This window comes from Leucobacter sp. MMO-125 (assembly GCF_037148395.1).
In the GTDB taxonomy this organism is placed as follows: Bacteria; Actinomycetota; Actinomycetes; order Actinomycetales; family Microbacteriaceae; genus Leucobacter.
Map to the genome: position 1 here is coordinate 374,464 of NZ_JBBCTL010000002.1, position 17,091 is coordinate 391,554.

The following is a 17,091-nucleotide window of genomic DNA, read 5'->3' on the forward strand; positions in this document are numbered from 1 at the left end:
CAACGATGTCATCCCAACTGTCATCGCGATTTCGCCGCACTCATCCTATGAGAGATTTGAGCACTCCACCAACTGATTCATCGGCGCCGGCTCTGATCCTCGAATCCCGCCCCTGTAGGCCGCTTCACCGCGAGCGCGGAGCACGATCCGAAGGCCCTGGGCGAGCTGTCATTTTCCCGCCACGGCCTCTTTCGGGCGTTGCAGCCGCCAAGCGCGCACGGTTTCCTGTGAGAGGCAGGTGGTCCACCGAGCTACGACGAGACCCCGTCGGCATGATCGACGGCACTCAACTGACAACGCGCGTTCCTCCTGCGGCGCCTTTGAGACATTGGAGACACCGCCTGGGCCGCCGAACTCGTCGACGGCGAGCCGCCCGAGTCAGGTGCCGGGCGGCGGCAACGGGGGCCGGCAAACCGAATCCACGTCGGAGGCCGCGAGCTACTCGCGGCCTCTGCGGTCCTCTCCGCCGCGACCCCCCGGAGATTCGTATCCGTCGAAGCTTGCCTACCCCAGCAGATGGCCGAGCCGAACCAGGTCTGCGCGCAGCCCACGCCCGAACGAGAAGCCGATCACCGGCTCAAGCACCCGTGCGATCCCGCGCAGTCGCACCTCCAGGCATGCCTCGATCTCACAGCCCGCACCGACCGGGGTGACCCGGTAGCTGCCGCCCCCGTGCCAGGGGTTTCCGTCAAGACGCCATGCAACATATTCGCCGACCGTCAGGTGGGAAATCTCCCAGCTCATCGTGAGCGCCCGTGATCCCATCTGAACATCTGTCTGCCCATGCACTCCGAGCTCTGGAGCGTCGGCATCAACGTAACGTGAGCCGACAATCGACTGGCGCCACCGCGTCTCGTTTGAAACGTCTGCCAGGAACGAGTAAACACTCGCGGCCGATTGGTTCACCTGCAGCCGGCTTGAGGCCCTCATCGTCGCTGACGTCTCCTAAACGTTGAACCGCCATTCGCAGACGTCGCCGTCCTGCATGACGTAGTCCTTGCCTTCCATGCGCGCCTTGCCCTTGGCGCGGGCCTCAGCCACCGATCCGCACTCCACGAGGTCTTCGAAGGAGATGATCTCGCCCTTGATGAAGCCCTTCTCGAAGTCGGTGTGGATCGCACCTGCGGCCTGCGGCGCAGTGGCACCCTTCTTGATGGTCCAGGCGCGGGCCTCCTTGGGGCCGGCGGTGAGGTAGGTCTGCAGGCCGAGGGTGTCGAAGCCGACGCGAGCGAGCTGATCCAGTCCGCTCTCTTCCTGGCCGATGGAGGCCAGCAGTTCGGCGGCGTCCTCAGCGTCGAGCTCGATGAGCTCGCTCTCAATCTTGGCGTCGAGGAAGATCGCCTTGGCGGGCGCGACGAGCGCTGCGAGTTCGTCGAGGCGGGCGCGATCCTGCAGCACGGTCTCGTCGACGTTGAAGACGTAGAGAAACGGCTTCGCGGTGAGCAGGCCGAGTTCCTTGATCGGCTCAAGATCGATGCCTGCGTGTGAGAGCACCTGGCCCTCGTCGAGCGCGGCGCGGGCGGCCTTTGCGGTTTCAACGACGGAGGCGTCGATCTTCTTGTTCTTGAGCTCCTTTTCAAGGCGCACGATGGCCTTGTCGAGGGTCTGCATATCGGCGATGATCAGTTCGGTGTTGATCGTCTCCATGTCGCTTGCCGGATCGACAGCGCCGTCGACGTGCACCACGTCGGGGTCGCTGAAGCCGCGCACCACCTGTGCGATTGCGTCGGCCTCGCGGATATTCGCGAGGAACTGGTTGCCGAGGCCTTCGCCCTCGCTCGCGCCGCGCACGATACCGGCGATGTCGACGAAGCTGACGGGGGCGGGCAGGATCCGCTCACTGCCGAAGATCTCGGCGAGCTTGTCGAGGCGCGCGTCGGGCAGGTTCACTACACCCACGTTCGGCTCGATCGTGGCGAACGGGTAGTTCGCGGCGAGCGCGTCGTTCTGGGTGAGTGCGTTGAAGAGGGTGGACTTGCCCACGTTGGGGAGTCCTACGATGCCGATTGTCAGAGCCACAAGGGTTTATCCTACCCGTCGCCCGGGCGGCTCGCCGCTGGTGCGGCCGCCATGGACTGAGCGCCGCACCAGGGTCGGCGAATGGGTGGGGGCCCGGGTGGGGGCGCGGGCCGGCCGGGCCGAGGGCGCGGATCGCGCTGCGCCCGCCGATCCTCACCCCTTCGCGAGCATGCGATCGAGCGCCGACTCGCACGAGGCCCGCGCCTGTTCGGGCGTCAGATGCCCGGCGGCGGCGAGCGTTCCGAGGCCGTGTACAAGCCCCCAAACGGCGTTGGCGTCGGCTTCGGTGTCGAGGCCAACGCCCGACGCGACGGTGAAGAGCGCCGTTTCGAGCGCGTCAATGAGCGGGGCCATCGTCTCGGTGGGGGCACCGGGGATGCACACCGTCGGGTCGTAGACGGCGTCGAATGCGTGGGGGTGTTCGATTGCGAAGGAGATGTAGGCGTAGGCGCCCGCGCGCAGTGCTGCGGAGGGGGTGTCTGCGCTTTCGGTGGCGGTCTCGACCTGGGCGATCAGGTCCCGCATGCTGCGCTCGGCAATCGCTCTCAGCAGGCCGAGCCTGTCCGTGAAGTGGTGGTAGGGGGCGTTGTGGCTCACATTCGCGGCCCGGGCCACTTCGCGCAGGCTGATATCGTGTGCGGATCGGGTCGCGAGCAGCTGCATCGCCGCGTCTTCGAGCGCTCTGGCGAGACTGCCGTGGTGGTACCCATCGCGAGAACTTGACATGCGCAACATCTTCCCCTAACTTGACGATGTCCAGATGAGTTGACGCTGTCAAGATAGGAGCTTTGTGTTCACCACCCTCGTCATCGACGGCCACCCGAACCCCGACTCGCTCAGCGCGGCGATCGCCCGCAGCTACGCCGCAGCCCACGGCAATGCACGTCTCATCGCCCTGCGAGAGCTCGATTTCGACCCGCACCTGCGCTTCGGGTATCGCAAGCGCATGGAGATCGAGCCTGATTTGCAGGATGCCCGAGCGGCGATGCATCTCGCGAAGCGCATCGTGGTGGTCAGCCCGATGTGGTGGGGGTCCGTGCCGGCCCTCCTCAAGGGCTTCTTCGACCGCGCGCTGCTCCCGAAGCAGGAGTACCTCTATCCTGCCCGGGGGCTCCCGAAGGGCCTCCTCCGCGGACGCAGCGGTCGCCTCTTCCTGCTCGCCGACACCCCGGCGATCGCGGTGCCTTTCACTGGCACTCACGCCGTGGCGCAAGTAACTCGCCACACCCTGAAGTTCTGCGGGGTGCGACCCTTTCGCGTGCACCGTCTACTCGGCGTCAAGTACCGCGCCCCGGAGCGCATCGAGCGTTGGATCGCTCGAGCCGGGCAGATCGGGGCAGCGGACCGCCGACGCGACGATGCGGCGCAGGGTTCACAGACCCCCGCGCCCGTGAATGTCAGACGGGTGTGACACCCTAGACGCGTGCCCGTCGACTTCACCGCCATCGATTTCGAGACCGCCAACAGCCACCCTTCGTCGGCCTGCGCGGTCGGCTTGGTGCGCGTGCGCGAGGGGCGTGTGGTGGATCGCGTGGAGTGGCTAATCCGCCCGCCGGAGTCGCACGCCGCGTTTCTGCCGTTCAACGTCAAGATTCACGGTATTACGGCGGCGATGGTGGCGGAGGCGCGTGACTGGGCGGGGCAGTTGGCCGAGCTGCGCGACTTCATCGGCGATGACGTGGCTGTGGCCCACAACGCGAGCTTCGACATGGGGGTGATCCGTGAGGCGTGCGCTGAGAGCATCACCCCGGTGCCCCGACTGCGCTACTTGTGCAGTGTGCAGGTGTCGCGCAAGACCTACGAAATCCCCTCGCATCGCCTGCCCCTCGCGGCCGAGGCTGCCGGGTTCGGCGAGTTCGCGCACCACGATGCCCTCGCCGACGCCGAAGCCTGCGCCGCGATCATTTCCGACGCGGCGAAGCGCCACGATGTTGACGATGTGGCTGCGCTCGCTAAGAAGACGGGGCTGCGCATCCAGCAGTTGAAGGCGATTCCCCTCAAGCTGTAGCCGGGCCATTGAACAAGAATGTCAGTGGTCCCTGACACGATGTGACCATGACCATTCTCACTGTTCTCCTGATCGTCGTCGCGGCGCTCGTCTTCGGCGTCGCCGGTTTCGTAGCGGGGCGCCGGGGTGTCGCGTCCGCCGCCGCGCAGCGCGTCGCAGAGCTCGAAGCGCGGGCCGCTCACGAGCGCGCGTTGGCGGTGCAGCAGGCCAGGCTCGACGCCGAATCGGGGGCGCGGCTGCTGCGTGAAGAGCTCGCGGCTGCCGAAACCAGGGTACAAGGGCTTGAAGATCGGCTGCGTGACGCACACGAGCACGCGAGGCAGCGCTCCGAGCTCGATCGCGATGAGCAGCGGGTGCTGCAGCAGCTCGCTCCGCTGCGCGACAGTCTCGGCAAACTGGAGACCACGGTTTCGGCTCTGGAGCAGCAGCGTGCCTCTCAGCACGGTGAGCTGACCGAGCAGTTGCGACAGGCCGCGCGAGCCGAGGAGAAGCTGCGCGGCACCGCAGAGCATCTAGCTGCTGCGCTGCGCTCGAACAACACGCGGGGGCTGTGGGGCGAGACTCAGTTGCGGCGCATCATCGAGGCTGCTGGCATGGTCGAGCACGTCGATTTCGAAGTGCAGCAGCATCTCTCTTCGGAAAATGGGGCGGCCCGTCCCGACCTCGTGGTGCGCCTGCCCGGCGGCAAGAGCATCGCCATCGACGCGAAAGTGCCCTTCGACGCGTATCTCGAAGCGCAGCACGTCACCGACGAGACCCAACGAGCCAACCTGCTCGGTCGGCACGCGAAGGCTCTGCGCGAGCACATCGTGGCCCTGGGCAATCGCAGCTACTGGTCAGCGCTCGCCGACTCCCCCGAGCTCGTCGTCGCATTCGTGCCGAGCGAATCGCTGTTGTCGAGTGCCCTCGACACCGACCCCCTGCTGCTCGAGTATGCCTTCGAGCGTCGCGTGGCCCTGGCCTCACCGGTGAGCCTGTGGGCCATTCTCAAGTCGATCGCCCACAGCTGGCGGCAGGAGTCGCTCACCGCCGAGGCGCGCACTCTGTTCGACCTCAGCCGGCAGCTGCACACCAGGCTCGGTCGCACCGCAACCCACCTCGACAAGCTCGGCCGCACCCTCTCGCGGGGCGTGCAAGACTACAACGCCTACGTCGGCTCGCTCGAACGCCAGGTGCTGCCCACAGCCCGCAAGATCGGCGCCCTCAACGGCGAGAAGATCGGCACCGAGCCCGTACAGCTCGAAGATGCGGTGCGCCCGCTCATCGCCCCCGAACTGCGCCCCGGCGGGAGTGACGAAAGCGATAACGCCGACGCCCACAACTGATTGAAGCCCCAGGCGCAAACGCCTGGGGCTTCAATCATCAACCCCGCGAACTCCGAGGTCGGGCACTGAGCGGGATCAGCTCCAGCGATCCGGGTCCATGTCGCTGATGACGTGGCGGATCGTGCCCGAGTGAGCGCGCATCACGATGCTCTCAGCCCGCACGAAGGGGCCGCGACGCTGCACACCGTCGACGAACTCGGCGGAGGTGATACCCGTTGCCACGAAGTAGCAGTTGTCGCTCGAGACCAGGTCGTTCGCTTCCAGCACGCGGTCAAGGTCGTGGCCGGCGTCGATCGCCTTCTGGCGCTCTTCGTCGTCCTTCGGCCACAGGCGCCCCTGGATCACGCCGCCCAGCGCCTTCACTGCGCAAGCCGTGATGATGCCCTCGGGGGTGCCGCCGATACCCACGCACATGTCGATGCGCGAATCCCAGCGAGCGGCGTTGACGCCGCCGGCGACGTCGCCGTCCATGATGAGTCGCGTGCCAGCGCCGGCCTCGCGAATATCTGCGATGAGCTGCGCGTGACGCGGGCGGTCGAGCACGGCCACGCGAATGTCAGACACGTCGACGCCCTTGGCGCGGGCAAGCGCACGCACGTTTTCGCCGATCGGGCGGCGAATGTCGACAACGCCCACACCGGCCGGGCCGCACACGAGCTTGTCCATGTAGAAGACCGCTGACGGGTCGTACATGCTGCCGCGGTCGGCGACCGCGATCACCGAAAGCGCGCCGGGGCGACCCTCGGCGGTGAGTCGGGTGCCGTCGATCGGATCGACAGCCACATCACACTCGGCACCCTCACCATTGCCAACCTGCTCGCCGTTGTACAACCACGGGGCGTCGTCCTTCTCGCCCTCGCCGATCACCACGGTGCCGTTCATGTTGACGGTCGACAGAAAGCGCCGCATCGCATCGACCGCAGCGCCGTCGGCGGCGTTCTTGTCGCCGCGCCCGATCCACGGAGTGGCGCGCATCGCAGCGGCCTCCGTGGCGCGCACGAGTTCCATTGCGAGGTTGCGATCGGGCTGCCAATCGCCCAGCGAAACAGGTTCAGTCATACCGACAACCCTACCGCGTAGACTGGATCCTTGGAGCGGCAGGGAGCCGATCCTTCACGACGCCAAGGAGCACAGATGCCAGTTGCAACTCCGGAACAGTACGCAGCCATGCTCGACGCCGCGAAGACGGGCGGCTTCGCCTTCCCCGCCGTCAACGTCTCGAGCTCGCAGACTCTCAACGCAGCCCTGCAGGGCTTTGCCGAGGCCGGTTCCGACGGCATCATCCAGGTCAGCTTCGGCGGTGCCGACTACTTCGCCGGTCACACCGTGCAGAACCGCGTGGGCGGTGCGATCGCCTTCGCGAAGTACGCAGAAGAGGTCGCCAAGGCCTACGACGTGACCGTGGCCCTGCACACCGACCACTGCCCGAAGCAGCACCTCGACAACTTCGTGCTGCCGCTCGTCGCCGCAAGCGAGGAGCGCGTCGCGCAGGGCGGCCTGCCCTACTTCCAGTCGCACATGTGGGACGGCTCGGCCGTGCCACTCACTGAGAACCTCGACATCGCGAAGGAGCTGCTGCCCCGCATGGCCGCAATCGGGGTCATTCTCGAGGTCGAGATCGGTGTGGTCGGCGGCGAAGAAGACGGCATCACCCACGAGATCAACGACCAGCTCTACACCACGCTCGACGACGCAGTGGCGACGGTCGAGGCGCTCGGGCTCGGCGAGCAGGGCCGCTACCTCACCGCTCTCACCTTCGGCAACGTTCACGGCGTCTACAAGCCGGGCGGCGTGAAGCTGCGCCCCGAGCTCCTCGCCGAGATCCAGGAGGGTCTCCAGGCGAAGTACGGCACCGGAGCGAAGCCCCTCGATCTTGTCTTCCACGGCGGATCGGGTTCGAGCGCCGAGGAGATCGCCGAGGCGGTGCGCAACGGTGTCATCAAGATGAACATCGACACTGACACCCAGTACGCCTTCACCAGGCCAGCGGCCGACTTCATTCTGAAGAACTACGACGGTGTGCTGAAGATCGACGGCGAGGTCGGCAACAAGAAGCAGTACGATCCGCGCGCGTGGGGCAAGCTCGCCGAGAGCGGCATGGCGGCTCGAATCGCACTCGCCGCTGAGCAGCTCGGTTCCGCCGGCAAGTCGGTGAGCGCCTAGTGGCGGATCCGCGGGAAGAACGCCCCACTCCCGCATACGGCGAGTACGCGCCCGAGGGATGGAGGTGGAAGCCTGAGGGCGCCGAGGCCGCGCAGGCCGAAGCGCCCGACCAGGGCACCGTCTCCGGCGTGCCCCACAATCTCGGCGTGGCGCCGCAGGCGCCTCAGCCGGCACCGGCACCGCAGTCGGCACCCGCATCGCACCCCGCTCCGTCTCAGCACGCGCAGCCGGAACGCCCTGCGGCTCCCGCCTCGGAGCGCGCGCAGCAGCCCAACGCAGGCGATCCGCCACCCTACCGGGCAGATGACGCGCCTGCGGCCCGCGGCACCCAGCAGCCCCGTTTTGCGCCAGGGCCGCAGACGAAGCCACGACGCACCGGCGATATCGCGTTCACCATCGCACTGCTCGCGCTCGGAGCTTTCGGTGCGCTCTATTCGGCGCTGGTGCTGTTCTCGTTGCCGCCCACGGTGGCGCTGGTGGGGGATGCGCTGGAGATCGCCGATTTTGCTGCGCCGTCGTGGCTGGGCACCTTCAGCACGGTGAGCGCGCTCTCGATGTTCGCGCTGTATGCGGTCGCCCTCGTCTTCTCGATTCAGCGTATGCGCGGCGGCAAACTCGCGTTCTGGGTGCCGCTGTCGGCGGGCGTGCTCGCGATGATCCTCACTTTCGTGCTCACGCTCATCGCCATGACGAGCGTTCCCGAGCTCATGCAGGCCGCGGAGGATCCCGCATCCATGCAGAAGCTGCTCGACTACCTCAATTCGACGCAGCCGTAGGGTCTCACGGGCTCGCCGCTCGCGAGCTCGCGAGCCCGCGTCGCTCCCTGGGGAACGCGTCGAGGTCACCCGTGTGAACCTTTCGCTTACGCGCAAAGGGCCACACGGGTGACCTCGTTTCACAGCAGCCGGGCGGCGGAACCGGACGCGGGCCATGCAGGCAGTGGCGGATCCCACTCCCCCGCCCGGGTCACGCCTCTGGCGGCGCGCAGCGCGTCGGCGCGAACCGTGAACCGAGACCGCGATCCACGATCCGCCCCTCTGCTTAGAGCACCTTTGAGAGGAACGCTTGAGTTCGACCATGCTGGGGTCGCACCAGCACCTCTTCGGGTGAGCCGTGCTCGACGACCTGACCACCGTCCATGAAGGTCACCGTGTCTGCGACCTCCTTGGCGAACCCCATCTCGTGGGTGACCACGATCATCGTCATACCGGTCTCCGCGAGCGACTTCATCACGTCGAGCACTTCGCCGACGAGTTCTGGGTCAAGCGCGCTGGTCGGCTCGTCGAAGAGCATGAGATCGGGTTTCATCGCGAGCGCCCTGGCGATCGCGATCCGCTGCTGCTGTCCACCGGAGAGCTCACTCGGGTACGAGTCGGCTTTGTCGGCCAACCCCACCCGCTCGAGCAGATCGATCGCCGAGCGCTTCGCTTCTGCCTTCCCTTCGCCTTTGACGAACATCGGAGAGCAGGTGATGTTCTCCAGTGCCGTCATGTGCGGAAAGAGGTTGAATCGTTGGAACACCATGCCGATGTTCTCGCGCTGCTTGGCGGCTTCACGTGGGTGCAACTCGTACAGCTTGTCGCCGTGCTCACGGTATCCGATTACTTCACCGTCCACCTCGATGCGCCCGGAGTCGATCGTCTCGAGGTGGTTGATGCAGCGCAGAAACGTCGACTTGCCCGAGCCCGAGGGGCCCAGCAGGCAGCTGACCTCGCCCCGCTTCACCGTCATGTCGATGCCTTTGAGCACATGGTTGTCCCCGAAGGACTTGTGCACATCGAGCGCCGTCATCTTTGCTTCGCTCATCGCGTGGCCTCCTCGTTACCGACCACCGAGGTCTCGGCCTGTGCCGAACCGCGGGTCTTCTTACGCTTGCGCTCGATTCGAGCGTTCTGCCCCTTCGAGAAGTGACGCTCGAGTCGGCTCTGGCCGAACATCATGATCGATGTGAAGACCAGGTACCAGACCGAGGCGACCAGGAGCAGCGGGATCGGGTTGAGTGTCGCAGATGAGATGTCCCTAGCGCGGGTGTACAGGTCGTAGTTGTAGGGAACCGCGGTGACCAGAGAGGTCGTCTTGAGCATCGAGATGAGCTCGTTGCCTGTCGGCGGAATGATGACCCGCATCGCCTGCGGGATGACAACCTTGCGCATCCGCAGCCACCAGCTCATGCCGAGAGCGTCGGCGGCCTCGCTCTGGCCGCGGTCGACCGAGAGCAGACCTGCGCGCACGATCTCGGCCATGTAGGCTGCCTCGTTCAAGCCGAGGCCGACGACAGCAATCCAGAACACCGGGATGACGTCGGCGAGCTCGAGGGTGAACCAAGGCTCGGCGAACGGCAGTCCGACATTCACCTGCTGGTAGATCGCAGTGAAGAGACCCCAGAAGACCAACTGCACGTAGACGGGGGTGCCGCGGAACAGCCACAAGAACCCGAAGGCGATGCTGCGGAGCACCGGGTTTGTCGTCTCTCGCATGATCGCGATGACGATACCGACGACAATCGCAAGGATCATCGAGAGCACGGTGAGCGCGAGCGTGTTCAGCGCACCCATCATCACGCGGCCGTCAAAGAGGTACTGCGCGAAGGAGGGCCAGTCGTAGGCCTCGCGCTGAGCCGCATCGAGCACGAACGCGATGATCGCAATGATGAGAGCGACCGCGAAGAAGTTGCGCCAGGGGTGGCGGAGTGGCACCGCGCGAATTGGCTTCGGCGGTGCCACATTGACCACCTGGGTGATCGGCTGGGTCACGTGTTAGTCCTTATCGCCAGCGTTGATGGTGATCTTGTCGTAGCGACCGGCCTCGACGCCCCAGAACTCGAGGATCTGGTCGTAGGTGCCGTCGTCGTGCATCGACTGCAGGGCCACCGCGAAGGCCTTGGCGAGTTCGCCGCCGGTCTTCTTCGAGAACGGCGCACCGGCGGGCATGTTCTCGTAGATCGGCGAGCCGACAAGCTTGCCCTCGGAGTTCTTCACCGCGTAGCTGACGACGGGCGAGTCTGCGACGAGCGCGTAGGCGCGTCCCAGGTTCACCGCGGCGACCATTTCGTCAGTGGTGTCGTAGCCGAGGGTATCGATGGTGCCCTTGCCTGCCGCATCGCACTTCTTCTGCACCTCGGGGAGGTAGTAGAGGGGTGCGGAGCCACCGTTGGGCACGGCGATCTTCTGGCCGCAGATGTCGAGCTCGTCGTCGATCGGGTTCTTTTCGAGGGAGGCGAACTGGTTGCCTGCCCAGATAAAGTCGACCACGTCGAAGTCCTTCTGGCGCTTCAGCGTGTCGTAGTAGCCGGCGATGCCGAGGTCGAACTTGCCGAGCTCGATGTTCGGGATGATGTTCTCGAACTTCGCGATCTTGAGCTCGGGCTCGAGGCCCATTCGGGTGATGGCGGCGGCGACCATGTCGACCTCCCAGCCGATCGCGTTGCCGTCCGCATCCTTGAACTCGTTGGGCGGGTACGTCGCGTCGACGCCGACGACGACGCTGCCACGCTCTGCGATATCAGCGGGAACGAGGGCCTTGGCTTCTTCATTGACGCCGAGCTTCGCGAGGTCGACCGCGGTGTTCGCAGACGTCGACTCGTCAGCGGGCTTCGTGTCGGCGTCGTTGCCGGCGCCCGAGCAACCGGCGGTGAGCAACATGGCGGCGATCGCCGCTGCTGCCAGCAGGCTCTTCTTCATGGGGGTTCCTTTCATTGGATGGGTGTGAGGGATTCGAGGTGCGGATGGGGTCGGAGAGCGCGGATCAGCGGCTGTGCACGAGGCGACCGTCGACGTAGACCCGCTCTGCCACGGTTTCGTGGATGCTCGCGCTTTCGCCTGCGAAGGGGTCGCGATTCGCGATGACCACGTCAGCAAGCATTCCGGGGGCGATACGCCCGACCTCGTGATCGCGACCGTTGGTCTCGATACCGCCGAGGGTGTAGGCCCGCAGAGCGGCGGCGAGCGGGAGCCGCTCATGTTCAAGGAACACGCGTTCGCTGAAGTCGGGGTGGTCGGCGGGCACCTGGCGGTTCACCGCGACGTGGATCCCGAGCCACGGGTCGGCCGAGGTGACGGGCCAATCCGAGCCGCCGCTCAGGTGGCTGCCTGCGTTGAGCAGGGAAGCGAAGGGATACTGGTGCCCCACCCGCTCGTCGCCCAGGAAGGGCACTGTCAGTTCGACCATCTGGGGGTCGTAGCTGGCCCAGAGCGGCTGCATGTTCGCGGAGGCGTTGAGCTGCGCGAAGCGGGGCACATCGTCGGGGTTGATGATCTGGATGTGGGCGATCGTGTGCATCATGGTCGATGCCTCGCCGTTCGTCTTCCGTGCCTGCTCGACGGCGTCGAGGGCCTCGCGCACACCGCGGTCGCCGAGGGCGTGAAAGTGCACCTGGAAGCCTTGCCTGTCGAGCTCGGTGACGTAGTCGCGCAGACGCTCGGGATCGACGAAGGAGATGCCGGAGTTGTTGGACACGCGGTGTTCGCATCCCGGAGCGAGGTAGGGCGTGATCATTGCCGCGGTCTGGTTCTCGGCCACGCCGTCCTGCATGATCTTGACGGTGTCGGCGCGGAACCGACGCCCGGCCACCGCGGCTCGACGTGCGGCGAAGTCTGCGATCTGCTCGACACCTTGGGTGCGTTCCCACCAGAGCGCACCGTTGACTCGTGCGATCAGTTCGCCGCGCTCTTCTGCCGCACGGTAGACGTTGTAGAACTCGGGGCTGTGATTGCCGTACTGGCCGATCAGCGCGTCTTGCCAGCTCGTGATGCCGTATTCGATGAGTTTGCGCTGCCCGACGAGGAATCCTTCGTACATGAGCTCGACGGTGGGCTGCGGGGCGTGACGGAGGGCGAGCATGCGCGCGCCTTCGTGCAGGGTTCCGGTCGGTTCGCCTTGGTCGTCGCGCTCGATCCGCCCGTCTGCAGGGTCGGGGGTGTTCCGGTCGATACCGCATCGACGGAGCGCTTCGCTGTTCACCCATGCGCTGTGATGGTCGCGGTTCGAGATGATAATCGCCCGGTCGGTGCAGATCGCGTCCAGGTCTTCTTTTACCGGGGCCCCGCCGGGGAAGGCGGCCTGCTGCCAGCCGGCGCCGATGATCCAGTCGACGTCCGGGTTCTCTTCGACGTAGGCCCGCACCAGCTTGAGGTAGTCCTCGCGGGTGTATCCCTCGCTCAGGTCGCAGCCGAGCATCTCCATCCCCGCTTCGATCGGGTGGACGTGCGAGTCGTTCATGCCGGGGTGCACGAGCTTGCCGTCTGCGTCGACCACCTCGGTCGAGCTCTCGACGGCGTCGAGGACCTCCTGGCCCACCATAACGATTCGACCGTCGCGGATACCGATGTGGTGGGGTGCCGGAATATACTGCTCACCGTCGAACACCGCGCCGTTCAGAATGGCGAGGTCGAGAGAAACGTGCTCCACAGGACTCCTTTGTCAAGACAGGTCTTTCAGTAACTTAATCGTTTAAGCTACGAGAAGTGACATTAGACGACCGCGCATCGAGGTGTCAAGCCGCGAGGGCTACGCCCGATGCGAGAACGATTGCCGTCGCTATACTCGGGACGGCAACGGAGGACTATGGCGACGAAACTGACTGATATTGCGGCGAGCACCGGATTCTCGGTGGCCGCGGTATCCATGGCGATCAATGGCAAGCCCGGCGTCTCGGAATCGACGCGCGCAGTCATCCTCGCCGAGGCCGATCGTCTCGGATATCGGCCCAATCAGAGCGGGCGTGCCCTGCGACTCTCGCGGGTCGGCTCCATTGGCATCTACACCCCCGCGTCCCTCATGGAGTACCCGCTCTACTACGGCGAGATCACCCGCGGGGTGGTCGCCGGCCTGGCGGACTCCGGGTACTCACCCGTCATGCTGCCCTCAGCCGGCGAAACCGGAGACCTGCGGGATCTGCCAGCCGTCGACGGATATATCCTCGTCGAGCCGCACTCGGACGATCTCGGCACGCATGAAATTCTGCGCGGCGAAGCCGCAACTGTCTGCATCGACCCCGCGCCGCCTGGTTCAGCTGAGCCCTGGGGCGTTGTCGAGTCCGATACGCGCACCAGCACCACCGAGGCGCTTGACCTTATGGCTGCGAGGGGCAGCGAACGCCCGGGGCTGCTGACCGTCGAGACGGTCTCGCAGTGGACCGTGAGCATCGAGGCCCGATACCGCGAATGGTGCTCTGAGCGCGGGATCCCCCCTGAGGTGGTTCGCCTTGACCCCGGTGAGGGGAACGGTTCGCTGCGCCAGAAGCTGGCCGCAGCGATCGGCGAGCAGGCCGAGTCCTGCGATGGGCTGTTCATCTGCGGCGACAGCATCGCGGTCAGAATCGCCGGTGTGCTGCGCAGTTTGGGGTACGTCGTCGGCGAGGATGTGAAGCTCGTCTCAGGTGTGGACAGCACCATGATGGAGTATCACACGCCTCCGATCACCTCGGTCGACCTGAGCCCGCTCGTGTTCGGGCAACGCGCCGCCCGCATGATGCTCGACCTGCTCGAACTTCCCGAGCGACCGTCGACCATGCATCGGGAAGTGCTGCCCGCGCCGCTTGTGCCTCGCGCCACGTAACCGAGGCCGACACGCGACGCAGGCCGACACGCAACAGCTCGTCAGCGCACGCGCCCGCCGAGGGCACGCTCGTCTCGGTTGCCAGAGGCGTCCTGTCGCAGCTCCTTTGGCAGCGAGAAGACGAGGTCTTCTTCTGCAGTGACGGTCGCTTCGACGTCCGTGTAACCTGCGTCCGCGAGGTCGTCGAGCAGTTCTTGCACAAGCACCTCGGGCACTGATGCCCCGCTCGTCACGCCGATGGTGCGCACACCGTCGAGCCATTCCTGCTTGACCTCGCTCGCGAAGTCGACGCGGTAGGCGGCCTTCGCACCGTACTCAAGGGCCACTTCGACGAGGCGCACCGAGTTCGACGAGTTCGACGAGCCAACCACGATCACGAGGTCGGCCTGCGGGGCGATCTTCTTGATCGCGACCTGGCGGTTCTGCGTGGCGTAGCAAATGTCGTCGCTCGGCGGGTCCTGCAGATTCGGGAACTTCTCGCGCAAGCGGCGCACGGTCTCCATCGTCTCGTCGACCGAGAGCGTGGTCTGCGAGAGCCAGACGAGCTTGTCGGGGTTCTCAACCTCGAGCGTATCGACGTCCTCCGGGGAGTTCACGATGGTGATGTGATCGGGAGCCTCTCCAGCGGTGCCCTCGACCTCTTCGTGGCCGGTGTGGCCGATGAGCAGGATCTCGAGATCCTGCTTTGCGAAGCGCACGGCTTCGCGGTGCACTTTGGTGACGAGCGGGCAGGTGGCGTCGATGGCGTGCAGGCCGCGGTCTGCTGCGGCGTTCACCACGGCGGGCGACACGCCGTGGGCTGAGAACACGACGTTCGCACCCTCGGGCACCTCGTCGACTTCTTCGACGAAGATGGCGCCCATCTTTTCGAGCGTGCGCACCACGTGGACGTTGTGCACGATCTGCTTGCGCACGTAGACAGGGGCACCGTAGCGGTCGAGCGCTTTCTCAACGGCGACGACGGCGCGGTCAACGCCGGCGCAGTAGCCACGGGGGGCCGCGAGGAGCACTTTCTTGTCGCCCGCGACGGGTTCGTTCTTCAGTCGGCCGGCCTCGCGCCGCAGCCTGGGCATCGCGAGGCTGACAACCGGCGCACCGATAGTGCGCGGATCCCGGGCCTGCGGGGCGGTCTGGGCAGCGAGAACGTCACTCATGGCCGTGATTCTACCGGCCCTCCCTGGGCTGTCCCTCTTCGCCGCAGTTGGGCTCGGGGGGCTGCGGCTAGGCTGGTCGGCATGGCCGAAGCAGGATCCCAGGCACCAGCCACTCGCGACGCTCCGTGGCCGGTGGCCTTGATGAGCGAGAAGATCGCGGCGTGGATCGAGCGTCTGGGCCAGGTATGGATCGAGGGCGAGATCACGCAGTGGCAGCTGCGCGGCGGTCACGTCTACGGCAAGCTCAAAGATCTGGGTCAGGATGCGACGGTGAGTTTCACCGTGTGGCGTTCAGTCGCACAGCGCCTCACCAGCGATTTCTCGCAGGGCGACAGGGTGATCGCACTGGTGAAGCCCAATTTTTGGGTGAAGGGCGGCAGCCTCACGGTGCAGGTCTTCGAGCTGTCGCATGTGGGACTTGGCGAGCTGCTGGAGCGGCTGGAGCGGCTGCGGCGTGAGCTGCAGGCTGAGGGGCTGTTCGATGCCTCGCGCAAACGCCCCCTGCCATTCTTGCCTGGCCTCATCGGGCTAGTGACGGGGCGCGATTCGGACGCTGAGAAGGATGTGATCCGCAATGCGACGCTGCGCTGGCCTGGTGTGCGCTTCAAGATCCATTACGCGGCGGTGCAGGGGGATCGCGCGGCGGCCGAGGTGGCGGCCGGCATCGAGGCGCTGGATCGCGATCCCGAGGTCGAGGTGATCGTGGTCGCACGCGGCGGCGGCGACTTCCAGAACCTGCTGCCGTTCAGCGATGAGCGGGTGGTGCGGGCCGCGGCGGGTGCGAGCACGCCGCTCGTGAGCGCGATCGGGCATGAGGCGGATCGCCCACTGCTCGATGAGGTTGCCGATCTGCGCGCCTCGACTCCGACCGATGCGGCGAAGCGCGTGGTGCCCGATGTGGGTGAGGAGCTTGCCGGTCTCGATCAGGCGCGGGCGCGTATGAGTGCGCGCGTGGGGCAGTTGCTCGCGCACGAGACTGATCGGGTGATGCAGTTGCGGGGGCGGCCGGTACTGGCGCAACCCGAGCGCATTGTGGATGAGCGGGCCGAGGAGCTGGTGCGCTGGGTGGCGCGAGGCACTGAGCTTGCGGATCGGGCTGTGGTGGATCGCGGGCGCGCGCTCGCGGAGGCGCGCGCCCGCTTGGGGGCGCTGTCCCCTCAAGCAACGCTCGAGCGAGGTTATGCGATCGCGCAGCTCACGGAAGCTGATGGTGCTCTCGGCGCGGTGCTGCGCGATCCTGCTGACGCCCCGGCGGGGGCGCGGATCCGCCTCTCTCTCGCCGGTGGACGGCTCGCGGCAACGATTGACTAGGGTGTGACAGCGGCGTGGGATACTGCATCCTATGACCCATGGATCGAAGAGCTCAGACGCGGCCGCAAATGCGCGTGCTGAAGCTCCCGAGCCGTCCGGGGCACTTGACGCGCTCGACGAGCGCCTGATTCTGCTCCTCGAACGCGACGGCCGCATGAGCTACGCGGATCTCGGCAGCGAGGTCGGTCTCACTCCGGGCGGTGCCCGGGCGCGCGTGAAGCGGCTGCAAGAACGCGGGGTCGTGCGAGTGATCGGCGTAACGAGCCCTCACGCAGTGGGCCTCAGCAGCATTGCAAGCCTGCAGATCGAGGTCTCCGGCACGATCGATGCCGTGGCCGACCGAATCGCCGGCTTCGACGGAGTCCGCTATGTCGTGCTCGGCTCGGGCCGCTTCAGCATTCTGGCCGAGGTGTACGCAACGTCTCCGAGCGAACTTTTCACGCTGATCAACCGGCAGATCCGCGAGGTGCCGGGGGTTTCACACATCGAGACATTTCTCTACGAGGCAGTGCACACGCATCGCCCGATCTTCCCGCTCACGAACGGCCGCTAGCGG

Annotated in this window: 17 protein-coding genes; 8 read left to right on the forward strand and 9 right to left on the reverse strand. The window is 66.1% G+C overall.

Annotated elements, in window-relative coordinates; all coding sequences use genetic code 11:
• Positions 1–504: 504 nt before the first annotated feature.
• From WFI54_RS06375 to WFI54_RS06385, 3 genes are all read right to left on the reverse strand, one after another.
• Complete coding sequence (locus tag WFI54_RS06375; protein WP_336651956.1) at positions 505–930, reverse strand: SRPBCC family protein; 426 nt, start codon at positions 928–930, stop codon at positions 505–507.
• A 15-nt stretch (positions 931–945) separates the two neighbouring features.
• On the reverse strand, positions 946–2,019 hold the full coding sequence (gene ychF / locus WFI54_RS06380) for a redox-regulated ATPase YchF (RefSeq protein ID WP_336651957.1): 1,074 nt from the start codon (positions 2,017–2,019) through the stop codon (positions 946–948).
• A gap of 153 nt (positions 2,020–2,172) precedes the next feature.
• On the reverse strand, positions 2,173–2,745 hold the full coding sequence (locus WFI54_RS06385; protein WP_336651958.1) for a TetR/AcrR family transcriptional regulator: 573 nt from the start codon (positions 2,743–2,745) through the stop codon (positions 2,173–2,175).
• Positions 2,746–2,809: 64 nt separating this feature from the next.
• Here WFI54_RS06385 and WFI54_RS06390 point away from each other — a divergent pair, with 64 nt between their 5' ends.
• The 3 genes from WFI54_RS06390 to rmuC are packed head-to-tail and all read left to right on the forward strand — an operon-like array spanning position 2,810 to position 5,352.
• Positions 2,810–3,430: an NAD(P)H-dependent oxidoreductase gene (locus WFI54_RS06390; RefSeq protein WP_336651959.1), complete on the forward strand. Its 621-nt coding sequence runs from the start codon at positions 2,810–2,812 to the stop codon at positions 3,428–3,430.
• A 12-nt stretch (positions 3,431–3,442) separates the two neighbouring features.
• Positions 3,443–4,027: a 3'-5' exonuclease gene (locus tag WFI54_RS06395; RefSeq protein ID WP_336651960.1), complete on the forward strand. Its 585-nt coding sequence runs from the start codon at positions 3,443–3,445 to the stop codon at positions 4,025–4,027.
• Between the two features lie 47 nt (positions 4,028–4,074).
• Positions 4,075–5,352, forward strand: coding sequence for a DNA recombination protein RmuC (gene rmuC, locus WFI54_RS06400; RefSeq protein ID WP_336651961.1), 1,278 nt, complete (start codon positions 4,075–4,077; stop codon positions 5,350–5,352).
• Positions 5,353–5,427: 75 nt separating this feature from the next.
• On the opposite strand, the gene glpX is transcribed toward rmuC, so the two are convergent.
• On the reverse strand, positions 5,428–6,411 hold the full coding sequence (glpX, locus tag WFI54_RS06405; RefSeq protein WP_336651962.1) for a class II fructose-bisphosphatase: 984 nt from the start codon (positions 6,409–6,411) through the stop codon (positions 5,428–5,430).
• Between the two features lie 75 nt (positions 6,412–6,486).
• On the opposite strand from glpX, the gene fbaA reads away from it, so the two are divergent.
• Both fbaA and WFI54_RS06415 read left to right on the forward strand, forming a co-directional pair.
• Positions 6,487–7,515, forward strand: a complete 1,029-nt coding sequence (gene fbaA / locus WFI54_RS06410) for a class II fructose-bisphosphate aldolase (protein ID WP_336651963.1) — start codon at positions 6,487–6,489, stop codon at positions 7,513–7,515.
• The gene (locus WFI54_RS06415; RefSeq protein WP_336651964.1) at positions 7,515–8,291 is read left to right on the forward strand and encodes a DUF6264 family protein; all 777 of its coding nucleotides are present in this window, start codon (positions 7,515–7,517) and stop codon (positions 8,289–8,291) included. Before fbaA ends, WFI54_RS06415 begins: the two co-directional genes overlap by 1 nt.
• Before the next feature lie 265 nt (positions 8,292–8,556).
• Here the strand turns inward: WFI54_RS06415 and WFI54_RS06420 are convergent, their stop codons facing one another.
• From WFI54_RS06420 to WFI54_RS06435, 4 genes are all read right to left on the reverse strand, one after another.
• Positions 8,557–9,321 carry an amino acid ABC transporter ATP-binding protein gene (locus WFI54_RS06420; RefSeq protein WP_336651965.1) on the reverse strand — a complete coding sequence of 255 codons (765 nt, stop codon included), beginning with the start codon at positions 9,319–9,321 and terminating at the stop codon, positions 8,557–8,559.
• The gene (locus tag WFI54_RS06425) at positions 9,318–10,268 is read right to left on the reverse strand and encodes an amino acid ABC transporter permease (protein ID WP_336651966.1); all 951 of its coding nucleotides are present in this window, start codon (positions 10,266–10,268) and stop codon (positions 9,318–9,320) included. Before WFI54_RS06425 ends, WFI54_RS06420 begins: the two co-directional genes overlap by 4 nt.
• 3 nt (positions 10,269–10,271) lie before the next feature.
• A complete protein-coding gene (locus WFI54_RS06430) occupies positions 10,272–11,195 on the reverse strand; it encodes a transporter substrate-binding domain-containing protein (RefSeq protein WP_336651967.1) in 924 nt (307 codons plus the stop codon).
• A gap of 64 nt (positions 11,196–11,259) precedes the next feature.
• A complete protein-coding gene (locus WFI54_RS06435) occupies positions 11,260–12,921 on the reverse strand; it encodes an amidohydrolase (RefSeq protein ID WP_336651968.1) in 1,662 nt (553 codons plus the stop codon).
• 156 nt (positions 12,922–13,077) lie between these two features.
• On the opposite strand from WFI54_RS06435, the gene WFI54_RS06440 reads away from it, so the two are divergent.
• Positions 13,078–14,070: a LacI family DNA-binding transcriptional regulator gene (locus WFI54_RS06440; protein ID WP_336651969.1), complete on the forward strand. Its 993-nt coding sequence runs from the start codon at positions 13,078–13,080 to the stop codon at positions 14,068–14,070.
• 41 nt (positions 14,071–14,111) lie between these two features.
• Here the strand turns inward: WFI54_RS06440 and WFI54_RS06445 are convergent, their stop codons facing one another.
• Positions 14,112–15,143: a 4-hydroxy-3-methylbut-2-enyl diphosphate reductase gene (locus WFI54_RS06445; protein ID WP_336652201.1), complete on the reverse strand. Its 1,032-nt coding sequence runs from the start codon at positions 15,141–15,143 to the stop codon at positions 14,112–14,114.
• Positions 15,144–15,305: 162 nt separating this feature from the next.
• Between WFI54_RS06445 and xseA the strand changes: the two genes are divergently transcribed.
• Complete coding sequence (xseA, locus tag WFI54_RS06450) at positions 15,306–16,535, forward strand: exodeoxyribonuclease VII large subunit (protein ID WP_336651970.1); 1,230 nt, start codon at positions 15,306–15,308, stop codon at positions 16,533–16,535.
• Between the two features lie 31 nt (positions 16,536–16,566).
• Positions 16,567–17,088, forward strand: a complete 522-nt coding sequence (locus WFI54_RS06455; RefSeq protein WP_336651971.1) for an Lrp/AsnC family transcriptional regulator — start codon at positions 16,567–16,569, stop codon at positions 17,086–17,088.
• Positions 17,089–17,091: the final 3 nt, after the last annotated feature.